Source organism: Beduini massiliensis (assembly GCF_000829905.1).
Classification (GTDB): Bacteria; Bacillota_I; Bacilli_A; order Erysipelotrichales; family Coprobacillaceae; genus Beduini; species Beduini massiliensis.
Genome location: NZ_CDPP01000005.1, coordinates 432,386 through 455,515 on the forward strand (window position 1 = coordinate 432,386; position 23,130 = coordinate 455,515).

A 23,130-nucleotide genomic window follows, 5' to 3' on the forward strand; every position below is an offset into this window, starting at 1 on the left:
AATTATTTTCCGCCGTTTTATAGCTTTACCTCATAATGATAGGTTCCTCCCATTACTGACTGCTTGGTTAGTCCGGAAATGAAAATATGAGCAGTACAGCCAAATGGAACAGTGATATCATAATGAATCGAATTTGGTTCTTGATACTCCCATTTGATTTTATATTCTCCGCTGGCTGACTGATAACGCATGTCACAATATCCAAGATCCGGATGTGGAATTGGCTTTATTTCCACTTCCTTAAAACCTGGTTTTATTTGTTGTAACCCAGCAGCATAGCGATAGATCCATTCTACTATTGAACCATATGCATAATGATTAAGACTGTTCATTCCTTGCGGATTCATCGACCCATCTTCTAAAACAGAATTCCATCTTTCCCAAATGGTTGTAGCTCCCAAATTCACTTCATAAAGCCAACCGGGATATTCTTCATTCAACAAAAGCTGATAAGCTTCCTTATCATGACCGATTTTGGATAAAACCGGAGCTAAATAAGGAGTTCCTACAAAACCTGTATCTAAATGCATATTGTTTTCTTTTAATTTTTCGATTAATCGCTGACTATTAATCACAAATTCTTCTTTATTAAACAAATCAAATTTCAATCCTAAAACTAGTCCCGTTTGAGTATCTATCGTTAAATGTCCAGCTTGTATATATTTATCACGAATCGCTTGTTTTATTAATTGTGCTTTTTTATGGTATTGAATTTGATCTTCTTGATAACCTAATACCTCTGCTGCTTCTTTTAACAATGTGGTCGAATAATAATAAAACATACTTGCCACAAAATGAATGTCAGTTGCACCAAACGGTGAATCTGGTTCAGCCTTGTTATCTAGTGCCAACCAATCTGCAAAGTGAAAACCAAAATCATAAAGATGATGATGCCCATGCAGTTGATCTTGTCCAATAACATAGTCGACAAACATTTTCATATTTGTATAGTTTTCTTCAAGCTGCACTTTATCGCCATAATACTGATACAAAGTCCACGGAATAATAGCGGCGGCATCTGACCACGGACTTGCCCCATGCCCCATCAGCATCATCAAAGGTCGTTTAGCCATTTCTTTTGGTTTATTAGGCCATTCAACAAAATTTTCAATCTTAGGTTTCAACATTGGCACTGTAAAAGGCACTGACCCTCCTAATCTTCTTTGTTCAGCTAACATATCACGCAGGTATTTTCGGTAAAAACCAGCTGTATCTAAATTAAAAGATGCCGTTCCAGCAAAGATTTGGGCATCCCCTGTCCAACCTAATCGCTCATCACGCTGCGGACAATCCGTTGGAACATCTAAGAAATTATCGCGCTGTGAATAGTAAGCATTGGCGATCAAACGATTCACTTTTGCATTCCCTGTTCTTAGATAACCAGTCTGATCTAAATCACTGGATATTAAACAAGCGGTAAAATTAGCTGCATTTACTTCCTTTATCCCCTCCACTTTAACATAACGGAAGCCGTAAAATGTAAAGTGTGGACGAACGCTTCTTTCCTTACCATCTGAAATAAAAGTAAAATAAGGGTTAGATTCACGATAATTGGCATTATAAAAGCAGCCATCCTGCATCGTCTCACTGTAGGATAAGATAAGATCCTGATCTGTGACAAATTCTACCCAGCCCGTAATATTTTGTCCAAAGTCCAGTATGATTTCATCCTTTTTAGTATAAATGACCTCTTGAACTGATCTTTTTTCAATAATATGAATCGGCATTGAGTAACGTTCTGACAGCTTAGTGGTGTCCATATCTAGATAATCAACGTCATTAACTTGATTCGCTTTTTCCAAACGACTGTCATAAGTTTCACCGTCATAGATTCCCTGATCAAGAATCGGGCTAGGTTTACGCTTAAAGCTATGGTCTGATAAAACAACTGTTTTTGTACCATCTTCAAATGTGACATGCAATTCTAAAATTAGAGCATATTGATCTCCGTAAATCTTAGTATAACCGCCATCAAAGCCCATACGCCCTTTATACCAGCCATTCCCCAAAGCGACTTCGAGATGATTGTCTCCTGTTTGCAGCTGATGCGTGACATCATATGTTTGATATTGAAGATAGTCATCATAACTGTGAAACCCCGGCATTAGATATTCCCCATTAACAAACTGCCCATTGAGATAAGCTTCATATAAACCTAACCCGCAAATATAGAGACGAGCTTTACACACCTTTTTAGTCAATGAGAAATCCTTGAATAAAATAGAAGGTTCATCTATTTGCGGTGTGATAAAACGAGCTTGCCATGAATCATTTAATTTCGCTGTTTCAAAATAAGAAACTTCACTTTTAGCTGTTCCTTCTAGATCATTCATAGCTGTAACCTGAACATAATAGCGTGTATAAGGCAATATATCCATTTTTATTTTAGTTCCCAACGCTTCTAATTCTGTTTTATCGGTGTCATAAACGATTTGATCCATCTGTTCATCTAAGGCAATTTGTATTCTTGACCAGATTATTTTCTTCGCTTTTTCTTCCTGAACTTGCCAAGTGATACTAAGATGAGAAAAATCGTATCCCACTGGATTTTTTAAATGATTAATTCTGACATGTGATATTTTCATACATTCCTCCTAAGCCTTCCCTAATTTTATTTTATAATAATGACACTTTATGATAAATAACGTAAATTGACAAAATGATTATCCTATTTTGCATGTTCACGATATTGTTTAGGTGTCCGGTGATAAGTGTCTTTAAATATCTTATAAAAATAGGTAATGTTGTCATATCCTACTTTTTCCATAATTTCCACAATAGGTAAATGTGTTGTCTTTAATAAGCGGACAGCATGCTGTAGTCTTACTTTTTGCACTAACTGCTTAAAAGTGAATCCGGTATGCTTTTTTATGATTTTACAGATCTTATAATCCGGTTGGTGGAGATTTTTCGCAAGCTGACTCAACGATCCTTCTTGATAATGCAAGTCAATATATTTTAAGATCGACCCGCTTAATATCTTTTCATAGCTGTTGCCCGTATAGGCTTCAATATCTTCAGGGTGATTCATTAATTCAGTCAGTAATAACCCCATTGTTAATTTAAGGATTAAGGACTGATTAAAAGCAGGTTCATAGACATGTTGAATCAAATCTTCGATAATTGTTTTCACATGTTTATTATGAGCGGCTTTAAAAAGAAGGTATTCCCCATCATTTTTATTTGAATAAAGAGCCTCAAACAAGAAGCTGAACAATTCACTTTCTTCTTCAATCAAAGAAGCCATGAACACCAAAAAGTCAGTTTTGATAATCAAATTAAAGATGATGTCTTTTTCTTTTGTATAGAGAATCGAATGCTCGATATTTTGATTTAAAAGCAGTAATTCTCCCTCGCGAATCGTAATTTTCTGATCATGAATGATATGCGTCATTTCTCCACTGTACACATACATAAATTCTAAATAATTATGGCGATGACTTGGATATTCTTGGAAACGTGTATGGCGTCTGATCGTGAAAGACTGATCATCAGATAAAAGTTTATGATAATCAATGATATTACTGGAATCATTTAAAAAAATACTGCGATCAACGGATTGAACCCCGGCTAGATTATCTTTTTCTTCTTTTGTTAGCTGGATCAAATCCTCTAAAATCTCTTTTTTCAGCATGATCTTTCACCTCGTTTGTTACTATCAGTTTATCTTATTTTGCTTTTTAACACAAATAAAAACATGTGTCAATGCACATGTTTTATCCTTTCAGCCCTCTTGACTGACGATCCATATCTTCAATCACAATATCATAGATTTCGCCTAATGTTGTGCAATATTCCAACACTTTCCAAGGCTCGTTGGTATGGAAATGGATTTTAATCAATTCATCATCTCCTACTGCCAATAAGCAGTCTCCGGCAAAATGTTCAACGAAATATTCATTGATTGCATCTTCATCAAGATTGTTTCCTTCAATCAAAAGCTGGGTATCATATCTATATTCCAACATTATATGACTCCTTTCAAATAGTCTCTATAAAAACTTTACCACTCCATTTTTGAAAGTCAAGTATCATCCTTTGCCTATACAGTCCTTTTCAATAAATAGTACATATAAAAAGTGTTCATACAAGAACACTTATTTTGCCTTAATAATATAAATTCTTGAGGTGTAATCCCCATGACTGCCATCATGAATCTCATCAATGGATTGAGGGGGTGTATCTGATGTAATAAGTCCGACATTCATCAATTCATCACCATAACAGTCTATTTCATTAATAGAAACATGATATTCCTTATCCGGTGCTAATCCGCAAAGCGGCAGTCTTTCGTAAGCCGTATTGACTTCCTGCAAAGGTTTATAGTAGCCAACTAAGGCTGTATTTTGGTCTTTAGATACAACCATCCAGGCGGTAACCTTTGTTTCAAATGGACTCTTTAAACGATAGAACGTACCAAACTGAATAATTTCACGATATTCTTTCATAAATGCAACTTGTTCAACTATTTTATCTAACGTTTCCTGATCTAACTGATTTAAGTCTAACTCATAACCAAAGGTACCAAAATAAGCGACATTAGCACGGGTTTCGATCGGAGTTGAACGATATACCTGATGGTTGGGAACAGCCGATACATGGGCTCCAATGCTTGAAATCGGATAAACAATGGATGTCCCATACTGGATCTTTAATCGTTCAATCGCATCACTGTCATCACTCGCCCAGCATTGCGGTGCATAATACAGCATCCCCGGATCAAAACGGGCTCCCCCTGAAGAACAAGATTCAAATAGGATATCTGGAAATTCTGTCGTCAGCTGTTCATAAAGACGGTAAACACCTAAAATATATTGATGCATGACTTTCCCTTGATCCTCAGCGGATTTTACTGTAGAATACACTTCACTCATACAGCGGTTCATATCCCACTTAATATAAGAGATAAACGATTCCGATATCACTTTATGCAGCATTGCATAAATGTAGTCAACCACTTCATCATTCGAAAAATCCAAAATATATTGGTTCCTTCCATGGCTGGATGGACGCTTAGGAGTGGCTAATGTCCATTCCGGGTGCTGACGATAAAGATCAGAATCATGACTGACCATCTCCGGTTCAATCCATAACCCAAACTGCAGCCCCAACGCTTTTACTTTTTCACTAAGTCCTTTAATTCCGTGCGGCAGTTTGTTTAAATTTGGATACCAATCGCCTAATCCGGTTGTATCATCATTACGTTTACCAAACCATCCATCATCCAATACAAAGAGTTCAATTCCCAACTCTTTAGCTGTTTTTGCCATCGAAAGGATCTTTTCTTCATCAAAATCAAAATAAGTTCCTTCCCAGTTATTGACTAATATCGGTCTTACTTGATCACGATATTTTCCTCGGGCTAAACGATTTCGATAAAGTTCATGATAAACCTGGCTCATCTTATTTAATCCTTGATCCGAATAAACCATTACAGCCTCCGGAGTTTGGAAAGATTCTCCCTGATTCAGCTTCCAACTCAAACAATGTGGATGAATCCCCATACTGACTCTCGTTACATCATAGGTATCCACTTCTACTTGAGCCAAGAAATTTCCACTGTAAACAAAACTAAACCCTAATACTTCTCCGCTAAATTCCGTCGCATCTGCACGTTTTAAAGCAATAAATGGATTAAAGTTATTGCTTGAATTTCCTCGCATTGAATAGATAGATTGAATCCCATGTTCTAATTTTCTTTCTTTGACACTGCGTTCTCTTGACCATGCCCCGGTTAATTCGATCATTTCATAGTCTTTATCCGGTAAGTCTAAATTCATACTCATCGCAGATTCCAATGAAATAGGAAAATGCCCATGATGGATGAAACGAGCATTACGACAAATCACCGGCATTGCTTCATAAATCGTGTAGCTCAAAACCAGTTCTGTCTCCATCACATCATCATACAGGGTAACAAACAATGTCATAGCTTCACTCTCATCTTCGACATAGGTTGCAGGCAGCTGAGGTAATTTAGGTTTTCCTTTCTTCAATTCAAATGAACGGTAAGTAAAATCGATAATTCGACTGCCATTTTCCTGAATGATATCCATTGCCGGATGACGCATATCTCCACTTCCATAAGCAGGATATTCCTGTTTTAAATGTTCCAGTGAAAAACTGAGATCTCCCTCAAAACGACATACGGCCATTGAACGAGCCTGCATTTCTAATAAGTGATCAAAATTTTCACGGTCACGAATATGTTTTCCATAGTAAAGTTGCCCCAAATGCCCATTTTTCAGAACTTTAAATATGTAACTTACATGTTCATTATATAAATGAAAAGTTTGGGATGTTTCATGAAATAAAATTGGCATAATTTTCTCCTTTGTATTCCTGTCTTCTTTCCCCCATTATAGCATGACACCGCTTATAAACTAGTAGCTTTCGTTACTAAAACATGTCCAAATGTGATATCTTTATAATGAATCTTATATAAAAATCATGACATATAAATAAGTTGTTAAGATTTCTTTTATTTACATTTTTTAAACTTTCATTGTGATAGAATAATCGAGAAATGAAAGGAGTAAGACATGAAATTATTAAATGAAATTCTTCGCGGGATTCTCATTGGTATTGCAAATATCATCCCCGGTGTCAGTGGCGGAACAATGGCAGTATCTATGGGTATTTATGATGATATCATATATTCTATCACTCATTTATTCACCGATATGAAAAAAAGCATCCGTACCCTATTTCCATATATTTTAGGAGCCGGAATCGGTATTGTTTGTTTATCATTCATTATCGAATACTTATTTCTGCATTTTCCCATCCAAACCAATTTATGCTTTATTGGATTAATTTTAGGGGGACTGCCTATTATTACCAAACGTATCAAAATCAAACGATCTGATTTTTCTCACAGTTTGATCTTTATCCTGTTTTTTGCTTTAATTATTGGAATGCAGCTTTTGGGCGGACAAGGGACTAAAGATGTAACCATTCAAATTTCATTATTTGAAATTATCAAGCTATTTCTAATCGGTGCAGTCGCATCAGCAACGATGGTCATTCCCGGTGTCAGTGGTTCGATGATGTTGATGATTATCGGTTATTACAATCCCATCATCAGTCATATTAATTTATTTATTAAAGCCCTTGTCGCCTTGAACTTTGATCAGCTTATTCAAAGTTCAATGATCTTAGTTCCATTTGGCTTAGGGGTTGTCATCGGTATTTTCTTGATTGCTAAAATCATTGAGATTTTATTAAAACATTATGAATCTCATACGTATTGTGCAATTTTAGGCTTAGTAATCGCTTCTCCGATTGCTATTTTAATGGGAATTCATTCAACAACTTTCAATCTTCCGATTCTTCTTACGAGTGCAATTACTTTTATTATAGGATTAATCATTGCTCGGTTTGCTGGACAGGAATAAACAAAAAGGGATATAGCCAATTTAAGCTATATCCTTTTTACTTGAAGGGAGGGTTGTATGCACTTCATTATAAGTCTGTGATCATCTCTCCATTCATAAGATGGATTCGGCTCTTATTGAGCCCAACGTATGTTAGGGGGTCTAGTCTTCCGATTTAATCGAAATGCTTTTGGTAATGCTTCTTCATCTGCTGTCATTTCAATTCTCGGAACGAAACGAGATGGAAATACGTTTTTCAAATCAAATTTACACATTATTTCTAATGGCACTTCTATTTTGCCTTGGAAAATATTCATTCGTTCCTCAGACAACATAACTTGTCCAACTAGCGCAGCCCCATATAAACCCATCGCTATAAGACTCAATGACTGTTTCATATTTCTCATCTCCTTTCTCTTCCTCTTTCTACACTTACATTATATACCATCAATGCAAGTTTTTAAATAGATTTACTTCATTTTTCTTTTCATATTATGTAAATCCTAAATTTATAATATCATTTTAAGTCAATTAGTATATATGAAATACCATTTTATACAATTAGAAATTGCAGCACTATGTATTTTTCTTATTATATTTAGTAAATCGTTAAACCCTCTGCTTTCTGAAAACAGGTATCTCTAAATTGAAATCTTTACCATAAATACTAAGCATTCTCTCAGCATTAACGATTTTAGATTGAATATCCTCATTAGTTTTGTCATTATACATTAAATGTTCAAAAGCATAAAGAGCTGTATATAACTTAAAAGCTCTCCAAAACTCCATTGGCGGCGTATCGAAGTAACCATCTATTTGTCCGTTTACAAAGCTCTCACTGTATTCAAGCGCCCATAATGCTCCGCTAAATTCAGACCAAGGATCCCCTACATGCGTTCCCGAAAAGTCAATTATACCAACCTCCCCATTCGAATCTACAACAATATTATTCCAGTGAAAATCACCATGCAGCATGACATCGGCATATTTGGGAAGAGTGTTAAGATAATCATATATATATTTTTTTGCCTGTTCACTATTTGCAAATAGTATATTCATACTTTCATAATTTTTTAAGACTAGCTCTGCTTTTCCTTGAACTATGTTCCGCCAGTCTGCTTTGGAAGCTGATTTAGAAGCTAAATGAAGTTTATTAAGTTCCTTTCCTACACGGACGCCTAATTCATAATAATCCTTACCGGCATCCTTTTTTATGATATCCATAATATTTGTGCCTTCCACCCATGACATGATTGAAAAGAACTTGCTTTTAGTTGTGCCAAAACAAATGGGACGATGCGTATGAATATCTTGTTGTACATACATTTTTAATCGTTCAAATTCTTTTCGCCTTTCGTTAGCTTCTTTCACTTCTCCGATTCTTAATAAAAATGAGTCCCCATTTTTTTTGAGTTTATATTTGTCATCTCCGGAGCACCCTTCTGTTATTTGATTAACAACTGTATAAGATTGCATACATAAATTAGATAATATATCGTTCATAACCGTTTCCTATTCTTCTTTGTAAATTGCTTTCATTAAAAATTTATTGTGTTGATGCCATAAACGTTAATGATCAATCACAGACATCACTTTGATACTACACTAAAAATGCTCCATTCTTATAAATACCGCCCCTAGTCTATATCCGCTTTCCTATCAGTATGCTGATATCTTTATATCTCGAAGCATCATCGTTTAAAATAACCCTGTTTAGTATTAAACCTCTATCACTTTCTTACCCGTCAAAACATATCGGTGGATTAACTTATATATGCCTACTGCCCCAACTGTTCTAAGCAAGATTGCATCCACATCAAAAATCCTGATTTTCAGCAAAAGAGCTGTTCCCTCAAAGACTGTAAAAAACAAACAACTAAACGCTATCATTTGAATGATTGATGCTTTGCGATTCATGATGACAAACAGTACTCCCAATACTATTCCCACAATAAGATTCATGGTAAAAAATCGGATTGGAATGCTGACATTCAATGATCCTGTCCACAGACTGCTAAAATAATAAGCGATGGTTTTAAATGGAATGAGGCTGACTGCTCCTTTTAACCAATGATCAATACTGAACATCCAACTTGGCATAAAACGATTTGTTTGCCAAATAGCTCCCAACAGCAGTAAAAAATAAACAGCCCAACAATATTTCTTATGTCCTTCTATACTTTTTTCATGCTTTCCCATCTTTCTATGTTTACTTCTATTATTAGAATAACATCTGCCAAAAAAAGGTTCAATGTATCTTTTGATAAATAAATACTTTATAATACAAGTGGAGGGATTCTATGTTAATAATGGTTATTTTAGTTTTATTATTCTTATTGCCTTTTTTCTATTTTGGTCCCATACAAAAAAGCAGCTCACAGGCTTGTTACGATGTTTGTATCGTTTTAGGATATCCGGCTAAAAAAGAAGGAACGATTCACCCTATTTTACAGGCAAGAATGGATACTGCTATCCGGTTATACCATCAAGGAATCTTTAAAAAAATAATCGTAAGCGGAGGTGCCGTTAAAAATGAATATATTGAAGCTGAGGTAATGAAAGCTTACGCTCTCCAACATGGCTTTAAAGAAAGTCAGATTCTATTAGAGACAAAAGCTCGCAATACCTATGGAAATATTCAATATGCCAAACAGATCATGGCTCAACATCGTTTAAATACAGCTATCATCATTACTTCTCCATGGCAATTAAGAAAAGCCAATCGTTTTGCCAAAGAGGCAAAATTGAATTATGCCATGTGGCCTTCTATGTATCCAAAAACTTTCACATTGTTTCATATCTTAGGGGCTTATCTCTATTCTTATTTGAATTTATATCGTAATTTCATCTATGCTCTTATAAAAAAATAATGAAGCATCTTCTTTGACCTCATTCGATGAATTTGATAGACTATCATCAGTTAGTAAACACTAACTTATAAGGAGGTCTTAATATGGAAAATATTTTAATCGTATATTGGTCTGGTACCGGAAACACTAAAAAAATAGCAGAAGAAATTCGCAATGCCATTGTAGAAACAAATAATACAGTGACATTAATTAATTTGAAAGAAACAATCCCCCATATAGAGGGATTCAAAAAAATCATGCTCGGCTGTCCTGCAACAAGCAAAGAACAGCTTGAAGGTTCAACTTTCATGCCGTTTTTAGAAGATATTAAAACACAGTTAGCCGATAAAAAGATAGCTTTATTCGGTTCATATGGATGGGGAGACGGAGAATGGATGAGAAAATTTGAAGCGATGATTTCTCAAAGTTCAGCTGAATTATTTGGCAGTCTCATCATTAAAGGAGAACCGGAAGAAAATGATTCTCGCTGTCATCAATTCGGCCAAGATTTTGCAAACAGCTAAAAGGAACTGCATTTACAGTTCCTTTTTTAAATAAATCATATCTTTTAAAAGCACTCCATCCTCTATGATAAGATGATCATAATGGTCTAAAAAGAAATTAGGCAAAATATGATCTCGCTTAAACCCACATTTTTCATAAAAGGGAATTGTCTTGGGACTATCACCGGTTCCTACTTCCATATACCGATACTGGGATGAATAGTAGGAAAAAAGATACTGAATCATCTTTTTACCATAGCCTTTGCCTTGATAAGAGGGTAAGGTCGCTAAATTTTTCAGTTCACATGTATATTCATCCTTAAAGATGACAATACAGACTGTTTTCACTCCAGCATCATCTAATGCCCACATATCTCCCTGATATAAATAGGCTTCTACCAATTCTTTTTGTTCATCTGCTAATAAGAGCCATTCAAAATAATCTTCCCGATGATCCGTTATTAATTTTATTTCCATGTATTTTCCTTTCCTGCTTCAATAAAGATTGAACTATGACATAGATTTTATTAGAATAAAAGTATAATGATTGAGAGGGAGAACTATGAAAAAATTACTACTATGTTTATTATGTTTAGGATTATGGACTGGGTGTTCGCCTAAAAAAGATACACCTACATCAGCAGCTCAGACTTATTTAAAAGAAGCAAAAGAAAAAGTAAACGAAGCCAGTCAAGATGTATTGGATCAATTCACAGGAACTGGTGAGTTTACTATTCCAAACGATCTTCTCAAGAAACTGGGAGACTTTTCTTATAAAATTACCAATGAAAAAATTACCGATACAACTGCCACCGTTGATGTAACCTTTACAGCTTATGACTTTGGGAAAGCCTTTAAAGCAACATTTCCATCTATTATTGCCTATTCCGTGAATGAATCTTTGGCTGGCACCAATCAAGAAACGATCAGTCAGGAAATTCAAAAAATGTTTATCGATGGCTTCAATACCGCAGAAAAAGATTTTACGACCACTATTACCTTAACTCTGCATCAAGATGAAAATAAAAAATGGGTGGTCGATGATAATCAAGATCTGCAAAATGTAATCAGCGGTAATTTAGTGAATACTGTCAAAGAATTAAATGATTCTTTTAATCCTCAATAGCACTTCAATTATGAAGTGCTTTTTGTTTACCATTTTAAATCAAATTCAGATTCATTTTGTCTTATCTCGCAATCTTGAATTTGAATCTGATGAATGGCAAACTGATGTTTAATCGCTTGCATCAAAAGTTCATAATGATCAAGTGTCCCCTGTACTTCCATTTCCACTCTACCATCATATAAATTTTTTACCCACCCCGTAAGGTGATAGCGTCTTGCTGTCTGAATTGCCGTATAGCGAAAACCCACGCCTTGAACATGCCCGCTAAAATAAATATGTTTTCTTATCATCTTTTTCATCTCCTTATAAATAGGATGTTTATGCAGCTCATTATAAAACTTTAATATTTTTCTTTCCCTATGTTTATTTTAGATATGAAAAGTTCAATTTCATATTGTTTATAAAGCTAAATTGAATACAAATAAATTCCCAAGACTATGTTTGTATACAATAGGGTTTCACCACTGTAGTGATTGCTTTTAAAAAGAAATTTCATTCTACAATCAAAATCATTATGAGCTTATTCATCGTTGTTTTCTATAATCTTTTCCAATCTTAAATGTTTTTTGAATGCACCGTTTCTTTTCCTTTTTTCTTCCCGCTGCTGTTCCAGTTGGCTTTGTGAAATATGCATCGTTTTTGCGAGAGCATACACGACTTCCAAGATATCACAAAGTTCTTCTTCGTTTTGATCCTCTAAAAATTCATAAGTTTCTTCTTGCAGCTTCATTAATAATGCTTGATAATATTCTTCATCATTCATTACTGAAACAATCGCTTTTTTATTTTGCTTAGCAATCATTTCAGGAATATTGTCTCTTATTAATTTCATCTTTACTCCTTTGTCATAAAAAAATATTAAATTTTAAAAAATGTAAATAAGATTGATCTCTTCATCCATACTATTGATGAAGGAGGAATTATAATGAACCAGCCACCAAAAATGATTTCAACAAAAGACAGCGGTTCTTTCGACGATCAGTTAAATACTATTCTTGTATTATCTAAAAAAGTGAAAAGTTATAAGGAAAGTGTAGAGGACAAAGATATTCAAATGACATTAGATCGATTACATAGTATGTTAAAAACACATTATTCAAAATTATTGGAGTGTCTAAATGGATAATTTAAACCCACCAAAACAGCCAATTCTTCCTAATGAAAATGCTTTTAATGACTATGACAAAATCGATGATGTCCTGCTATCTTTAAAATCACTGTTAAGTGACTACACCACTTTCATTATTGAATGTTCACATTTAGATTTACAGAAAAAACTGATCGAGATTCAAAAAGAAACTTACTGTTCTCAAAGAGAAATTTTTGATTTAATGTACTCAAAAGGATGGTACACGCTTGAAAAGCAGACCCCTGAAAAAGTACAGAAGATTTATCAAGAATATTCTGGCAAAGAAACGCAATTATAATTCTTATTTTAAGAGCCATTTGGCTCTTTTTTCATAATCTTGCCAGTAAAATTAATCTGCATTTTCTATACTTATAGTGTAACACATGTATTCAAGAAAGTCATTTCAATAAAAAAGCACCGGGTATGAACTACTCTCCTGCTGAAATTTTACTTCAGGGAATTCGTTCAAATAACTCAGTGCTTAAAATAGTAAACGCATATCATACCATGTGACATTGCCATGTGTAGAAGCGGATTTTCCTGCATTAACAAAGCCGAACTGTTCGTAAAATCCAATAAGACGTTCCTTGCATGTTAAGACAACGCCAAGCTGTCCACGGTCCTTTGCGGTCTTTATTAAATGATCCATCAAACGTTGAGCAATGCCTTGATGCTGATAGTCCGGCAATACATCTAAGCCAAAGACCATTTGATATTTACCATAAGGATCATGATAACGGACGCTTTCATAAGCTTCATCCTGAATGGTATCCTCGTTGCTGATGCAGCCGTTAATAAAGCCTACTATTTTCCCATCTGTTTCTGCAACAAAGAAGCAGCCTTCAAAAGCGGAAATACGCTCTTTCAATGCCGCCCTTGATGCCGCTTCAGCTTCAGGAAAACAGCGACTTTCAATAGTGTTTATGTGTTCTAAATCCTCCGGTTTTGCTGATCGAATTATCATGTTAGTTCCCCCTTGCAACTGCTTCTAGGATACCAATTCGTCAGCTCCTTGACAATTAATTTTCTTCTTTGTAAAATAATTTACTGATTTCATTTAAAACTAAGGTTAAAGAAGAAAGCAAGAATATAATAATCCAAGCATTCCATGACAAACTGACCGTTTTCAATAAAATTTGAAAGAATGGGAAAATCGTCACACTAATCTGCAAGGCGATGCTTAATATACAAGTTGCCAGTAAATATTTATTTTTAAAGATACCGATTTTAAAGATAGAATGATTCATGCTTCTTAAATTCAAGGCATGAATTAATTGTGAAATAGAAAGTACCATAAAAGCCATTGTCTGTCCATAAGTATGTGAAATATTTAATCCATAGCGATAAGCAACTAAAGTAATTGTTCCGATTAACAAACCATTCATTAAGGTAAAGATGCCTCCGCCATGACTAAAAACAGATTCGTCTTTTTTTCTTGGTACCTCATTCATAATGTATGGATCTTCCGGCTCTAAACTATACGCTAAAGCAGGCAGGGCATCTGTGACAAGATTTACCCATAAGATTTGTACAGCCGACATTAAAGCATTAGTGTGAGGCATGAGAATAACCGATAAAATCAATGCCATCATCTCCCCAATATTACATGAAAGTAAATATAAGATGGCTTTTTTAATATTAAGATAGATGTTGCGTCCTTCTTCGATTGCGGATACAATACTGGCAAAATGATCATCTGTCAGCACTAGATCACTAGCTTGCTTAGCAACATCACTTCCACTTTCTCCCATCGCAATTCCAACATCCGCTTTTTTTAGTGCCGGAGCATCATTGACCCCATCTCCGCTCATGGATACCACTTCCCCATTACGCTGATAAGCTTCTACGATCCTTACTTTATGCGTAGGCGACACTCGAGCAAAAATCTGATGTGTTTTGACTTGCCGTTTTAATTCTTCATCTCCCATCTTTTCAATCTCATTTCCGGTTAATACAGAATTGGGATTTTGCGTTATATTTAACTGCTTTGCAATCGCTAAAGCTGTATTCGGATGATCTCCCGTAATCATAGCAACTTTAATAGATGCTTTATGACAAGTCTCAATAGCTTCTTTTACGCCTTTTCTTGGTGGGTCCATCAATCCGACATATCCTAAAAAGATCAAGGGTTCATTATTTAAACCATTGTTTTCTTTATAGGCAAAGGCAAGTACACGCAACGCTTGATTGGCTAAATCATTTGCTTCTTTTTGCAATGTCTCTTTACGAATCGATGACAGTGGTTCGATACGTCCATCCCGATACTCACTTTGACATTCTTTCAATAAAACATCAATCGCTCCTTTTTCAAACAGATAGCGTCTGCTGCCCATTTGATAGGTTACCTGCATCTTTTTTGTTTTGCTTTCAAAAGGAATTTCAGAAATCTTATGATACTCTTTTTTCATTGAGATTGGATCATACCCCGCCTTCAAAGCAAAAGTGACTAAGGCAAGTTCCATCGGATCGCCAAACATACGTCCATCCCCAAAGCTGACATCATGACAAAGACTCATACATTCATACATATGAACGGGAACGTTACTAGGATAAGTCCCCACTACGCTCATTCGATTTTGAGTTAATGTCCCGGTCTTATCACTACAGATAACACTGACTGAGCCTAATGTTTCAACCCCACCTAATTTACGTACAATCGCATGATGTTTAGACATTGCCTGAACACTGAAAGCTAAGGTAATACTGACAATCGCCGGCAGTCCCTCGGGAATTGCGGCTACCGCTAAAGAAATTGCCAAAAGGAGCATATCAAACAGATTTTTTCCTTGAACAAGTCCGATGATAAACATCAGTCCACATAATCCAACCGTTAAAATCCCTAATAATTTTGATAACTGTGCTAATTTTATTTGCAAAGGACTGCTTTCTGTTTTTTGATCGGTTAACAACTTGGCAATGTGTCCCACTTCGCTTTGTTTCGCAATTGCCGTAACGAGCCCTACCGCTTTGCCTTTAGTGACATACGTAGACATAAATGCCATGTTTTTTTGTTCCATAATTGGGAGTTCTTGATAACTGACAAATTCTGCCTGTTTTTTCACCGGTTCGTTCTCCCCCGTCAGCATCGATTCATCTATTTCTAACTGTTCACATTCTACTAATCTTAAATCCGCAGGTACAAAAGAACCCGAACTTAAAAAAACAAGATCGCCAATAGTTAAATCTTGGTAGTCAATGCTGCCGACATGCCCATCTCTTAGCACCTGAACAATCGGTGAATTTAATTTTTCCAGAGCTTCCAATGATTTTTCTGCTTTAAATTCTTGGAATACACCTATAAATGCATTTAAAATAAGTACGAATAAAATAATAGAAGCATCAATAAATTCCCCTAAAACAAGGGACATGATGGCACCAATGATTAAAATCACTACCATCGGATCTTTGAATTGTTCTATAAACATTTTGATTAGACTCTTTTTCTTTTCTTTTTCTAAAATGTTTTGACCATACAATTCGATACGTTCTTTGACTTGTTGGGACGTTAATCCTAACTTTGGATCTACTTTATATTCTTCGTAGACTTCTTTAATTGTTTTTCTATAATCCATTGTCTAACCCTCCTAGTTATATCTATGAAAGGAAATAACGATTATGCTTGATCTTACCTACCTTTTTTTTACAATTTCTTTTATATTGCTTATTTTAAACATAAAAAAACGCCTAATTGAATAGGCGCTCTAACGTTTCGGCACTAAATCGATAATTCTTCCTGCTAAGACGTTAAATGGCATTGTTTGAAGCCATACTTTTCCCGGACCGGTTAATGTCGCTAAGAAAAACCCTTCTCCTGATAAAAATTTGTTTTTTAATCCTTTTACTGTCGTAATTTCATAATTAACCGTATCTTCAAATGCGGCGATATATCCTTGATCAACTTTAATCATTTCTCCGGGAGCTAGAGTTTTTTCAACCACATCCCCATCAATTTCTAAGAAGGCTAACCCGGGACCGATAATCCTTTGCAGAACAAAACCTTCTCCCCCAAAAAGTCCGGTACTGACTTTCTTATTCAGATGGGCTTCTAAAGTCACTGTATTTTCAGCTGCCAAAAAAGCTGTTTTTTGTAGAATCAAACGCTTTCCCGCCGGCAGATCAACAGGCATAATACAACCCGGAAATGAAGATCCGAAGGCAATCGTTGATTCATCCTTTTTACAGTGATACGTTGTCATAAAGATGGATTCACCACTCATAGCACGGCCTAGTCCTTTTAATAATCCCCCACGGGTATTACTTTCCATATCGAATGCATCATCCATCCAGCACATCCCGCCAGATTCTGTAAAAATACTGTCCCCTTGATTCAATGTACAACTGACAACCGGCAATTGCCCTCCTATAATTTCATATTTCATAGTGTTTCTCCTTTATCTATTCTAATTTCATTATAGCAGAGATTATTTTTATAAAATAGAGACGAGGGAATTTTTTTAATTTTCACTATCACATTTTCTTTTTTAGTGCTATAATATGAAAGAACGATGGCCTGTTGGTGAAGTGGTTAACACACTGGATTCTCATTCCAGCATGCAGGGGTTCGAGCCCCCTACAGGCTACCATTAATAATTTAGATAAACCAATCAAAAAAGATTGGTTTTTTTAATAAAACATTTCTCCTTTTAACGGAATATAGTATAATAATGGTTGTTGGTGCCTATAAAAAATATAGTTTCAAAGAATCGTGTTTGTATTATTTTATATGTGAAGGCGATTAATAAAAGAAAAAATGTGTTAAACAAAGAAGTTATTGTGCCTACAATAATTACTAAAGAGATAGAAAATTTGCCTATATCCTTGTTATTTCATTAACCCTAAAGTAAGAATGTAAGCAAATTTTCAGCACTCATTAAAGTCTGTGATATTACGACTTCTGTTGAGTAAATGGAATTCACTTAAGAATCACCCTTCTTAATATGAGCGTTATAATGACTCTATCAAATCTGATAACTTCTATCCCTTCCTTAAAAATCATCTTTGAAGTTATGATCAAAGCGCATTTAAACTAATAGGCACTACTATTCTAAAAAGCATGGAGTTCATATACATTTCCATCAACTAAAGCATAGTATGGCAACACGCCTATGTGAAGCTGATATAAGTCCAAAAATTGCACAAGAAATATTATATCGCAAAAAGATAGAGAAAACCTTAGTAATTTATAAAAACATAGTAAAAAATGTCAGATGTATTTAGCACTGCAGATTTATCACCTAAGTATGTCAAAAACATGTCAAAAACAGTTCCAAGAAATCAAATAAATTAAAAAACACTGATGAAATCAAAGTAACTTCAATCAGTGTCAACAGTTAAATGGCTGGGGTGGAAAGATTCGAACTTCCGCATGCTAGAGTCAGAGTCTAGAGCCTTACCGCTTGGCGACACCCCAATCAACGAGAATTATTATAACGCAAAATGAATAAAAAGGAAAGAGGGAAATATAAAAAAATGAAAAAAGTTCGTACTCGTTTTGCTCCAAGTCCAACTGGATATATGCATATTGGAAATTTAAGAACCGCACTTTATGAATATTTAATCGCAAAACATGATGGTGGAGATTTTATATTACGTATCGAAGATACCGATCAGGCACGTGAAGTTGAAGGCGCTATTGACATGATTTACCATGTTTTAGAAGATACCGGATTACATTATGATGAAGGTCCGAATAAGCCCGGTGACTGTGGACCCTATGTTCAATCACAACGACTTCCACTTTATAAGGAGTATGCCGATCGTTTAGTAGAATTAGGCGGTGCCCATTATTGTTTTTGTCACGAAGAAGATATTCAGAAGATGCGTGAACAAAACAGTGAAGGACAGATTTTTAAATATCAGGATCCTTGTCATGCGATTTCAATTGAAGAAGCACGAAAAAGAATTGCCAATGGGGAAACTTATACGATTCGTCAAACCATTCCTTCAAATGGAATCACTTCATTTGAAGATGAGGTATACGGTCATATTGAGGTAGAAAATGCTACGTTGGATGAAGGAGTCCTATTAAAAAGTGACGGCTATCCTACATACAATTTTGCCAATATTGTGGATGATCATTTAATGGGGATTACGCATGTTGTCAGGGGAAATGAATATTTATCCAGTACACCTAAATACAATTTAATCTACCAGTCATTTGGCTGGGATATCCCAAGTTACATTCATGTTCCGCCGGTCATGAAGGATGAACAGCATAAACTAAGCAAACGAAACGGAGATGCCTCTTATCAGGATTTAATAGATAAAGGATTCTTAAAAGAAGCCATCTTAAATTATATTGCTTTACTTGGATGGGCTCCTAATGGGGAAGAAGAAATCTTTACACTAAATGAATTAATTGGTGCTTTTTCGGTAGATCGTATCAGTAAATCTCCTGCCATATTTGATATTGAAAAATTAAAATGGATGAATGGGGTGTATCTGCGTAACATGGATATTGAAACTTTCCATGAATATGCACTGCCATATTATCAAAAAACAATCACAGCTAAAGTTGATCTCTTGGAATTAAGTAAAGTCTTACAGCCTCGTGTTGTTATGTTGGAAGATATTTGTGAAGCGGTGGATTTTATTGATCAAGCACACCCTTTCAACATTGATCTTTATACAAGCAAAAAGATGAAAACGAATCCTGAAAATTCATTAGAAGCCTTGAAATGGGTGCGAACAGCTTTAGCAAAGACAGAGCATTATGACGATGATGAAGCGTTAATGAATTTATTTGTTCATATAGCTCAGGAACACGTTGTAAAAAACGGGCGTATCATGTGGCCTGTTCGTGTTGCCTTGACCTATAAATCATTCACTCCCGGAGGGGCTGTGGAAATTGCCCATATTCTAGGGAAAGAGGAAACATTAAAGCGTATTGACCAAGCTATAGAAGAATTAGAAAAAGCGATAACGGCATGATGAACCATGTCACTATCGCTTTTTATTTTAATTGTTAGCCTAAATCATTTTATATACTATTTTTTAAGAAGACAATGCTTCCATTCTGTTTTTTTCTGCTTATGTTGTTGATTGTTTTAACGGGGCGTAATCCCCCTTTTTAATCAATACGATCAATTTGTTCAACGCTTCCTAAAGCGGCGATCCGATCTGCTTCCTCTTGATCTAAATAATGACACTTCACCATTCTTTCAAGTACTTGACGCTGTCTTTGTGACGCTAATACCGTAGAGTTTGTTGGTGAATACGCCGAGGGGGCGTTCGGAATTCCTGCCAAAAGGGTCGCTTCATAATCGTTCATTTCCTTTGGTAATTTATCAAAATAACCAAGACTGGCATTTTTCACACAATAATAGCCATCGCCAAAATAAATAGTGTTTAAGTATAATTCTAAGATTTCATCCTTACTGCATGTTCTTTCGATATCGAATGCCATAAACACCTCAGCAATTTTTCTTTCTATCTTTTTTTCTTGAGTAAAGTAAAGATTTTTAGCGAGTTGCTGAGTAATGGTACTTCCCCCTTCTTTAAAAGAAAGAGAAACAATGTCATTTCCAATGGCACGTCCAATAGCTAAAACATCAATACCGCCATGTTCATAAAAACGGTGATCCTCCACCGCAATGACTGCGTCTAAATAAATAGAAGGTAACTGATCTAACGTGGTATAGTTTTGATTGCCTTGAATTGTTTCTGCCATCTCGTCAAATGGTTTTTCATTTTTTGCTTTATCATACATCTGATACCCCAAATAAACATAGTAGCCACCAATAATGAGCACAACGACAAGCAGCAGCATCAGAAATCTTTTTATGTATTTCATGTGGGTCACCTCTTCCCTTTTCACAAGTCTATTGTATCACTTTAAGTTAAAGATATCCCAAATAAATTCTTACATTTATCTTACATTTTAGTAAGAAAAAAAGAAAAGCTAAGCTTCTCTTTCAATAAACATTTCATATATCGCTTTGATTGCTTTTTCAAAGTACACGTTTTTTACCCCGACGATGACATTGAGTTCTGATGAACCTTGATCAATCATTTTCACATTGATATTGGCTCTGGCTAATGCTTCAAAGATACGGGCGGCGGTTCCACGACCATCTTTCATTCCCCGTCCTACTACTGCGATCAGTGCAAGGTTAGAATCTAACTCAATCGAATCCGGATGAACTGCACGATGGATTCCGGCAAGAATATCCTGTTCTTTTTCTAAAAAGTCATCTGTATGAACAATCAGCGTCATCGTATCAATACCTGAAGGCATATGTTCTAAAGAAACCTGATTTTCTTCCAATACCTGCAATACTTTACGGCTAAAGCCGATTTCGCCATTCATCATCTCTTTTTCAATCATAATTGTTGCAAACCCTTTTTTTCCGGCAATCCCCGTGATAATATGATTCGGCTTATGACAAGTACTTTCTACAATCAAAGTCCCCTTATCTTGTGGTCGGTTTGTATTTAATATATGAATGGGGATTCCTTCATCACGAATTGGAAAAATAGAATTTTCATGAAGAACACTTGCTCCCATATAAGATAACTCTCTTAATTCACGATAAGTAATCGTTTCTATTGATTCAGGGTCTTTAATAATACGCGGATCAGCAATCATAAATCCGGAAACATCTGTCCAGTTTTCATATAAACTGACATGGGCGTTTTTAGCAACGATTGATCCGGTTACATCAGAGCCACCACGAGAAAATGTTTTGATCTGCTTTGATCCATCATTCAAGGTTCCATAAAATCCGGGAATAACAGCATAGCCACAATCTTTTAATGCTTGCGTTAAAACCGGATCTGTCAGCTTAGCATCATAATTCCCATATTCGTCAATATAAATAACATCAGCCGCATCAATAAACGGATAGTTAAGATAATGAGCTAAAAGTAATCCGTTTAAATATTCCCCGCGACTTGCCGCATAGTCAATTCCAATCTGAGCCCTAAAATTAGTCTCAATCGTTTCAAATTCTTTTTCTAAACTAAAATCTAAGTGTAAATCCGCTATAATATCTTGATAACGCTGTTTGATCTGTTGAAAAACCATTTCAAACTCATTTTCTTCTTTTGCGTAGTAAGCCTGATATAAAAGGTCAGTTACTTTTGTATCGTCTTTAAATCTTTTTCCCGGTGCTGAAGGCACAACAAACATACGGTTAGGATCACTTTTAATAATCTCATAGACCTTTTTAAACTGGTTGGCATCTGCTAGTGATGATCCACCAAATTTCGCTATTTTAGCCATATTTCTCCCCCACTTTTCTATTTGCTTACTAAATAAAATACCACGTCTAAACTTAAATTACAAGGCGTTTAAAATTAAAAAGAAGCCTATTTTTCAGCTTCTTTTCTAAGTTTTAGAAGATAGTCCTTTGATTTATCTTTAATTCTGGGAATAAACCGCTTAACAAATGTTCCCTTCCCTCTTTTCTTTAAATAAAAGAACCCAAAAACAGAGAAGATAAACGCACCGACAAAATTAACAATCAGATCCATCATTGTATCAATCAAGCCAATATCTATATAGCCGTTTACAGGTAACGCATTGCCATTAATGAACACTTCATTAATAGAAGAAATTGAATATACACGATTGCTCATCGATGGATCTAGCATCACCGAATGAATTGCATGAATTACTGTATCTTTCTGCATATCCATGTTGAAGCATGAATCCATAAAAAACTCGAAAAACTCCCAGATCACACCAATGGTCATTGAAAAACAGAAGGCTACCAAAACCATGAACAAAGGAGATAAATTAAATTCCAAACGTTTGTTGCGATTTAAAATATCTACTAAAGAAAATCCAATGGCGGCGGCTAAGAAGCCATTCATTGTATGCAATAAAGTATCCCATAAGGGGATTTTCACATAAAAAGCATGAATTTCCCCTAAGATTTCCGCTGCAAAGATAAAAAGCAAAATAATGATTTCTAATGTTGTCGGTATTTCTATTTTGAATTCTACTTGAATAAAGCTAGGTACGATTAGCAGAAATAATGTCAGCAAACAAAAGAATACATTTTCATAGTTGCGATTTAAGAATTGAAGGATCATCACGACCACTACCATCGCTCTTAAAATCAAGTATACCCAAAAAGAACTCTTATGCTCACGTCGCTCCATCTGCATGGCTGTCCATGTCATCTTGAGACGATTTTTCATT

General features: G+C 35.3%; 24 protein-coding genes and 2 tRNA genes. 9 read left to right on the forward strand and 17 right to left on the reverse strand.

What is annotated here, in order from left to right; translation table 11 throughout:
• Nucleotides 1–17: 17 nt before the first annotated feature.
• The 4 genes from BN1225_RS08895 to BN1225_RS08910 all read right to left on the reverse strand — a co-directional run bounded on the left by BN1225_RS08895 (nt 18) and on the right by BN1225_RS08910 (nt 6,323).
• Nucleotides 18–2,585 (reverse strand): alpha-L-rhamnosidase, encoded by a 2,568-nt coding sequence (locus BN1225_RS08895; RefSeq protein ID WP_052466515.1) that lies wholly within the window; start codon nt 2,583–2,585, stop codon nt 18–20.
• 83 nt (nt 2,586–2,668) lie between these two features.
• Entirely contained in the window at nt 2,669–3,634 is a 966-nt protein-coding gene (locus BN1225_RS08900; protein ID WP_041139449.1) for an AraC family transcriptional regulator, read from the reverse strand.
• 82 nt (nt 3,635–3,716) lie between these two features.
• Nucleotides 3,717–3,968, reverse strand: coding sequence for a dihydroxyacetone kinase (locus tag BN1225_RS08905; RefSeq protein ID WP_041139450.1), 252 nt, complete (start codon nt 3,966–3,968; stop codon nt 3,717–3,719).
• 129 nt (nt 3,969–4,097) lie between these two features.
• The gene (locus tag BN1225_RS08910) at nt 4,098–6,323 is read right to left on the reverse strand and encodes an alpha-galactosidase (protein WP_041139451.1); all 2,226 of its coding nucleotides are present in this window, start codon (nt 6,321–6,323) and stop codon (nt 4,098–4,100) included.
• A gap of 219 nt (nt 6,324–6,542) precedes the next feature.
• Between BN1225_RS08910 and BN1225_RS08915 the strand changes: the two genes are divergently transcribed.
• Complete coding sequence (locus tag BN1225_RS08915; protein ID WP_041139452.1) at nt 6,543–7,397, forward strand: DUF368 domain-containing protein; 855 nt, start codon at nt 6,543–6,545, stop codon at nt 7,395–7,397.
• A 113-nt stretch (nt 7,398–7,510) separates the two neighbouring features.
• Here the strand turns inward: BN1225_RS08915 and BN1225_RS08920 are convergent, their stop codons facing one another.
• From BN1225_RS08920 to BN1225_RS08930, 3 genes are all read right to left on the reverse strand, one after another.
• Nucleotides 7,511–7,774 (reverse strand): hypothetical protein, encoded by a 264-nt coding sequence (locus BN1225_RS08920; RefSeq protein WP_041139453.1) that lies wholly within the window; start codon nt 7,772–7,774, stop codon nt 7,511–7,513.
• A 211-nt stretch (nt 7,775–7,985) separates the two neighbouring features.
• On the reverse strand, nt 7,986–8,879 hold the full coding sequence (locus BN1225_RS08925) for an aminoglycoside phosphotransferase family protein (RefSeq protein WP_041139454.1): 894 nt from the start codon (nt 8,877–8,879) through the stop codon (nt 7,986–7,988).
• A 216-nt stretch (nt 8,880–9,095) separates the two neighbouring features.
• Complete coding sequence (locus BN1225_RS08930) at nt 9,096–9,575, reverse strand: VanZ family protein (RefSeq protein WP_041139455.1); 480 nt, start codon at nt 9,573–9,575, stop codon at nt 9,096–9,098.
• Between the two features lie 101 nt (nt 9,576–9,676).
• On the opposite strand from BN1225_RS08930, the gene BN1225_RS08935 reads away from it, so the two are divergent.
• Together BN1225_RS08935 and BN1225_RS08940 are read left to right on the forward strand one after the other, a co-directional pair.
• Nucleotides 9,677–10,246 (forward strand): YdcF family protein, encoded by a 570-nt coding sequence (locus tag BN1225_RS08935; RefSeq protein WP_052466516.1) that lies wholly within the window; start codon nt 9,677–9,679, stop codon nt 10,244–10,246.
• Between the two features lie 83 nt (nt 10,247–10,329).
• On the forward strand, nt 10,330–10,749 hold the full coding sequence (locus BN1225_RS08940) for a flavodoxin domain-containing protein (RefSeq protein WP_052466518.1): 420 nt from the start codon (nt 10,330–10,332) through the stop codon (nt 10,747–10,749).
• A gap of 12 nt (nt 10,750–10,761) precedes the next feature.
• On the opposite strand, the gene BN1225_RS08945 is transcribed toward BN1225_RS08940, so the two are convergent.
• Nucleotides 10,762–11,205, reverse strand: a complete 444-nt coding sequence (locus BN1225_RS08945) for a GNAT family N-acetyltransferase (protein WP_041139456.1) — start codon at nt 11,203–11,205, stop codon at nt 10,762–10,764.
• 85 nt (nt 11,206–11,290) lie between these two features.
• Here BN1225_RS08945 and BN1225_RS08950 point away from each other — a divergent pair, with 85 nt between their 5' ends.
• Nucleotides 11,291–11,854: a hypothetical protein gene (locus BN1225_RS08950; RefSeq protein WP_041139457.1), complete on the forward strand. Its 564-nt coding sequence runs from the start codon at nt 11,291–11,293 to the stop codon at nt 11,852–11,854.
• Nucleotides 11,855–11,880: 26 nt separating this feature from the next.
• On the opposite strand, the gene BN1225_RS08955 is transcribed toward BN1225_RS08950, so the two are convergent.
• Both BN1225_RS08955 and BN1225_RS08960 read right to left on the reverse strand, forming a co-directional pair.
• Entirely contained in the window at nt 11,881–12,144 is a 264-nt protein-coding gene (locus tag BN1225_RS08955; protein WP_041139458.1) for an acylphosphatase, read from the reverse strand.
• Nucleotides 12,145–12,374: 230 nt separating this feature from the next.
• Nucleotides 12,375–12,686, reverse strand: a complete 312-nt coding sequence (locus tag BN1225_RS08960; protein WP_041139459.1) for a nucleoside triphosphate pyrophosphohydrolase — start codon at nt 12,684–12,686, stop codon at nt 12,375–12,377.
• Nucleotides 12,687–12,779: 93 nt separating this feature from the next.
• Here BN1225_RS08960 and BN1225_RS08965 point away from each other — a divergent pair, with 93 nt between their 5' ends.
• Nucleotides 12,780–12,980 (forward strand): hypothetical protein, encoded by a 201-nt coding sequence (locus BN1225_RS08965; RefSeq protein ID WP_041139460.1) that lies wholly within the window; start codon nt 12,780–12,782, stop codon nt 12,978–12,980.
• Nucleotides 12,973–13,281 (forward strand): spore coat protein, encoded by a 309-nt coding sequence (locus BN1225_RS08970; RefSeq protein ID WP_041139461.1) that lies wholly within the window; start codon nt 12,973–12,975, stop codon nt 13,279–13,281. The genes BN1225_RS08965 and BN1225_RS08970 overlap by 8 nt, the downstream gene beginning before the upstream one ends.
• A gap of 183 nt (nt 13,282–13,464) precedes the next feature.
• Here BN1225_RS08970 and BN1225_RS08975 read toward each other — a convergent pair whose 3' ends face one another.
• The 3 genes from BN1225_RS08975 to BN1225_RS08985 all read right to left on the reverse strand — a co-directional run bounded on the left by BN1225_RS08975 (nt 13,465) and on the right by BN1225_RS08985 (nt 17,362).
• Complete coding sequence (locus BN1225_RS08975; protein WP_041139462.1) at nt 13,465–13,947, reverse strand: GNAT family N-acetyltransferase; 483 nt, start codon at nt 13,945–13,947, stop codon at nt 13,465–13,467.
• A gap of 55 nt (nt 13,948–14,002) precedes the next feature.
• Nucleotides 14,003–16,555, reverse strand: a complete 2,553-nt coding sequence (locus tag BN1225_RS08980) for a calcium-translocating P-type ATPase, PMCA-type (protein WP_041139463.1) — start codon at nt 16,553–16,555, stop codon at nt 14,003–14,005.
• A gap of 129 nt (nt 16,556–16,684) precedes the next feature.
• Complete coding sequence (locus BN1225_RS08985) at nt 16,685–17,362, reverse strand: TIGR00266 family protein (protein WP_041139464.1); 678 nt, start codon at nt 17,360–17,362, stop codon at nt 16,685–16,687.
• Nucleotides 17,363–17,490: 128 nt separating this feature from the next.
• On the opposite strand from BN1225_RS08985, the gene BN1225_RS08990 reads away from it, so the two are divergent.
• Nucleotides 17,491–17,566, forward strand: a tRNA-Glu gene (locus tag BN1225_RS08990).
• 481 nt (nt 17,567–18,047) lie between these two features.
• A complete protein-coding gene (locus tag BN1225_RS15160; protein WP_373139819.1) occupies nt 18,048–18,200 on the forward strand; it encodes a tyrosine-type recombinase/integrase in 153 nt (50 codons plus the stop codon).
• A 118-nt stretch (nt 18,201–18,318) separates the two neighbouring features.
• Here the strand turns inward: BN1225_RS15160 and BN1225_RS08995 are convergent.
• Nucleotides 18,319–18,393, reverse strand: a tRNA-Gln gene (locus tag BN1225_RS08995).
• A gap of 59 nt (nt 18,394–18,452) precedes the next feature.
• Here BN1225_RS08995 and gltX point away from each other — a divergent pair.
• Nucleotides 18,453–19,913 (forward strand): glutamate--tRNA ligase, encoded by a 1,461-nt coding sequence (gltX, locus tag BN1225_RS09000; RefSeq protein WP_041139465.1) that lies wholly within the window; start codon nt 18,453–18,455, stop codon nt 19,911–19,913.
• A 139-nt stretch (nt 19,914–20,052) separates the two neighbouring features.
• On the opposite strand, the gene BN1225_RS09005 is transcribed toward gltX, so the two are convergent.
• The 3 genes from BN1225_RS09005 to BN1225_RS09015 form a co-directional block, all read right to left on the reverse strand.
• Entirely contained in the window at nt 20,053–20,775 is a 723-nt protein-coding gene (locus BN1225_RS09005) for a biosynthetic peptidoglycan transglycosylase (protein WP_041139466.1), read from the reverse strand.
• 108 nt (nt 20,776–20,883) lie between these two features.
• Nucleotides 20,884–22,206, reverse strand: coding sequence for an aspartate kinase (locus BN1225_RS09010; protein WP_041139467.1), 1,323 nt, complete (start codon nt 22,204–22,206; stop codon nt 20,884–20,886).
• 86 nt (nt 22,207–22,292) lie between these two features.
• Entirely contained in the window at nt 22,293–23,129 is an 837-nt protein-coding gene (locus BN1225_RS09015) for a DUF2238 domain-containing protein (RefSeq protein WP_041139468.1), read from the reverse strand.
• Nucleotide 23,130 lies beyond the last annotated feature (1 nt).

Coding starts and splice junctions, on each gene's coding strand:
- BN1225_RS08895 (WP_052466515.1), bottom strand. CDS start 2,585: ATGAAAATATCACATGTCAGAATTAATCATTTAAAAAATCCAGTGGGA.
- BN1225_RS08900 (WP_041139449.1), bottom strand. CDS start 3,634: ATGCTGAAAAAAGAGATTTTAGAGGATTTGATCCAGCTAACAAAAGAA.
- BN1225_RS08905 (WP_041139450.1), bottom strand. CDS start 3,968: ATGTTGGAATATAGATATGATACCCAGCTTTTGATTGAAGGAAACAAT.
- BN1225_RS08910 (WP_041139451.1), bottom strand. CDS start 6,323: ATGCCAATTTTATTTCATGAAACATCCCAAACTTTTCATTTATATAAT.
- BN1225_RS08915 (WP_041139452.1), top strand. CDS start 6,543: ATGAAATTATTAAATGAAATTCTTCGCGGGATTCTCATTGGTATTGCA.
- BN1225_RS08920 (WP_041139453.1), bottom strand. CDS start 7,774: ATGAAACAGTCATTGAGTCTTATAGCGATGGGTTTATATGGGGCTGCG.
- BN1225_RS08925 (WP_041139454.1), bottom strand. CDS start 8,879: ATGAACGATATATTATCTAATTTATGTATGCAATCTTATACAGTTGTT.
- BN1225_RS08930 (WP_041139455.1), bottom strand. CDS start 9,575: ATGGGAAAGCATGAAAAAAGTATAGAAGGACATAAGAAATATTGTTGG.
- BN1225_RS08935 (WP_052466516.1), top strand. CDS start 9,677: ATGTTAATAATGGTTATTTTAGTTTTATTATTCTTATTGCCTTTTTTC.
- BN1225_RS08940 (WP_052466518.1), top strand. CDS start 10,330: ATGGAAAATATTTTAATCGTATATTGGTCTGGTACCGGAAACACTAAA.
- BN1225_RS08945 (WP_041139456.1), bottom strand. CDS start 11,205: ATGGAAATAAAATTAATAACGGATCATCGGGAAGATTATTTTGAATGG.
- BN1225_RS08950 (WP_041139457.1), top strand. CDS start 11,291: ATGAAAAAATTACTACTATGTTTATTATGTTTAGGATTATGGACTGGG.
- BN1225_RS08955 (WP_041139458.1), bottom strand. CDS start 12,144: ATGATAAGAAAACATATTTATTTTAGCGGGCATGTTCAAGGCGTGGGT.
- BN1225_RS08960 (WP_041139459.1), bottom strand. CDS start 12,686: ATGAAATTAATAAGAGACAATATTCCTGAAATGATTGCTAAGCAAAAT.
- BN1225_RS08965 (WP_041139460.1), top strand. CDS start 12,780: ATGAACCAGCCACCAAAAATGATTTCAACAAAAGACAGCGGTTCTTTC.
- BN1225_RS08970 (WP_041139461.1), top strand. CDS start 12,973: ATGGATAATTTAAACCCACCAAAACAGCCAATTCTTCCTAATGAAAAT.
- BN1225_RS08975 (WP_041139462.1), bottom strand. CDS start 13,947: ATGATAATTCGATCAGCAAAACCGGAGGATTTAGAACACATAAACACT.
- BN1225_RS08980 (WP_041139463.1), bottom strand. CDS start 16,555: ATGGATTATAGAAAAACAATTAAAGAAGTCTACGAAGAATATAAAGTA.
- BN1225_RS08985 (WP_041139464.1), bottom strand. CDS start 17,362: ATGAAATATGAAATTATAGGAGGGCAATTGCCGGTTGTCAGTTGTACA.
- gltX (WP_041139465.1), top strand. CDS start 18,453: ATGAAAAAAGTTCGTACTCGTTTTGCTCCAAGTCCAACTGGATATATG.
- BN1225_RS09005 (WP_041139466.1), bottom strand. CDS start 20,775: ATGAAATACATAAAAAGATTTCTGATGCTGCTGCTTGTCGTTGTGCTC.
- BN1225_RS09010 (WP_041139467.1), bottom strand. CDS start 22,206: ATGGCTAAAATAGCGAAATTTGGTGGATCATCACTAGCAGATGCCAAC.
- BN1225_RS09015 (WP_041139468.1), bottom strand. CDS start 23,129: ATGAAAAATCGTCTCAAGATGACATGGACAGCCATGCAGATGGAGCGA.